Here is a 2,443-nt window from a genome sequence, read left to right as displayed (position 1 = left end):
TACTGATATCAAGAGATAGAGATTAAAAATTAATGTAGATTGAACCTAGGGTTAATCCTTTTAGGTTCAATTTTTTTATTTTTGCTGTTTTAGTGTAAAATATATTATGTAATTAAAATAATTAAAAGAAATGAGAGATTATGAATATTAGAAACGAAATAATTAATATTACCAATTCAATTAATAATAAATCAGGATACTCTTCTGAATTATTAAAGACTTATGATTATGGTGATTTGGACAAGAGAGATATCGCGTACATTAAAAGGTGTGTATTTACAGAAATAGAAAATAGATTTTTCTTAGATTATGTAATATCTAAGTGCAGCGATTTGGAATTAAATAAGCTTGATAAAATTGTTCTGGAAATCTTGCGAATGGCAACTACGGAAATACTATTTATGAAAACAGCTGATTATGCTGTAGTTGACGAAGCAGTAGAATTGGCTAACAACTTAACACATTATAAAGATTATGTTAATGCTGTTCTAAGGGAGGTTTGCAGGATTAATTTGGATGAGGAAGATTTAGGAGATGAAATTAAATTCTCCATAAACAAAGAATTACTTAAGATGTTGAACAAATCTTATTCTAAAAAAACTGTAAAAAAACTTTTAAAATCATTCTTTTACAAATCTGATTTTGTAATTAAACAAAATAAATTGAAGGAAAATAATTTAAAAATTAACTTAGAAAAGCAAGGATTCGTATTAGAAGAACATCCTTTTTTAAAAGATAGTTTTATCGTAAGAAATCCTGAATCGATAATAGATACGAACGAATTTAAAGAAGGTAAATTTATTATCCAAGATGGTTCTTGTAGTTTGTGCGCAGATGTTTTAGAGCCAATGGAGAACTCAGTAGTTCTTGATATTTGTGCAGCTCCTGGGTCAAAATCATGCAACATTCAAGAAATAACAAATAATCAATCGATTATTTACTGTAATGATATTAATAATAATAAAATAGATAGAATAAAAGAGAATGTATATAAATGTGGAGTTGAAAATGTTCAATATATGAATTTTGATGCAACTATTTTACAAGAAGATTTGATAAATAAATTTGATAGAATTCTTGTGGATGCACCTTGCTCTGCAACTGGTGTTATCAATAAAAATCCAGAGATAAAGTTATTCAGAACGAAAAAAGATGTAGAAGATTTAGTTGGAATCCAAAGAAGAATTCTTGAAAATTGTGAAAAATATTTAAAAAAAGGCGGCATCTTAGTATATTCTACATGCTCTCTTTTAAAAGAAGAGAACGAAGAAAATGTGGATTATATTGAAAATAAATTAAATTTAAAAAGAGAAGATATTGATTTTTATGGAGATAAAAATGAATTTATCAAACTTATGCCATTCCAAAAAGGAACGCAGGGCTTTTTCATTTCAAAGTTTGTAAAAGACTAATAGATTACAAAACTTGAGATTTTTGATATAATTTAGATTGGTGAATAATATGCAAAATAAAATTGTCTTGGAAAATATGACTGTCGATGAACTGAAAGAATTTTTTGTGAATAACGGAGAAAAATCTTTCAGAGCATTGCAGTATTTTCAAGCTATTCATAAAAATAGAATATTCAATCCTAACAATATGACTAATTTTTCTAATGATTTAAGAGAAAAACTAGACAACTACAATAGTATCAAAAATTGTTCTATTATCAAAAGGATTGATTCAAAATTAGACAACACGAAAAAATATCTTATAGAGTTGAGTGATGGTAATATCGTAGAAACGGTGTTTATGGAATATAAAACTCACACTTCAATATGCTTATCAACACAAATTGGTTGTAAAATGGGATGCAAATTTTGTGCATCGACAAAGAAAAGTTTCGTAAGAAATTTACAACCTTATGAGATGTGTGCTCAGATATATTTGGTAGAAAATGATTTGGGTATACGAATTAATAATATGGTTTTAATGGGCATAGGGGAACCATTAGATAATTACGATAATGTTATAAGGTTTATCGATTTGATTACAGACAAAGAAGGACAAGATATGTCTATTCGAAATATAACATTATCTACATGTGGATTAGTAGATAAAATAATTAAACTTGCAGATGAAAATATAGGGATAAACATAACTATTTCACTTCATAATCCATCTGATAATGAGAGAAGTCAGCTAATGCCTATTGGAAACAAATACTCAATTGAAGAAATTCTAGATGCTTGTGACTATTATTTTGATAAAACCAAAAGGCGAATTGGATTTGAGTATACGGTAATCGAAAGTGTAAATGATTCAAAAAAATATATGGACAAGCTAGTCGATTTATTAAAAAATAGAAATTGTCTTTTGAACTTAATAACATTAAATCCTATTGAAGAATTTAATCAAAAATCTCCAGATAGAAACAAGATGATGGAATTTATGAATTACATGAATAAAAACAATGTTAATACTACAATAAGAAGAAAACAGG

At 26.9% G+C, this 2,443-nt stretch carries 2 protein-coding genes; both read left to right on the top strand.

The genetic code is table 11. The features are described from left to right. The first annotated feature begins 140 nt into the window (after window positions 1-140). On the top strand, window positions 141-1,412 hold the full coding sequence (gene rsmB, locus KHW44_RS08580) for a 16S rRNA (cytosine(967)-C(5))-methyltransferase RsmB (RefSeq protein WP_304068462.1): 1,272 nt from the start codon (window positions 141-143) through the stop codon (window positions 1,410-1,412). 49 nt (window positions 1,413-1,461) lie between these two features. Beyond that, window positions 1,462-2,443, top strand: a 982-nt coding sequence (gene rlmN, locus KHW44_RS08575) for a 23S rRNA (adenine(2503)-C(2))-methyltransferase RlmN (protein ID WP_304068459.1), incomplete at its 3' end; no start/stop codon positions are given.

Origin of the sequence: Finegoldia magna (assembly GCF_018371055.1) — a bacterium.
Lineage (GTDB): Bacteria > Bacillota > Clostridia > Tissierellales > Peptoniphilaceae > Finegoldia > Finegoldia magna_I.
The sequence above is the reverse complement of the archived record's forward strand: the minus strand, read 5'-3'. Positions and strand labels throughout refer to the sequence as shown.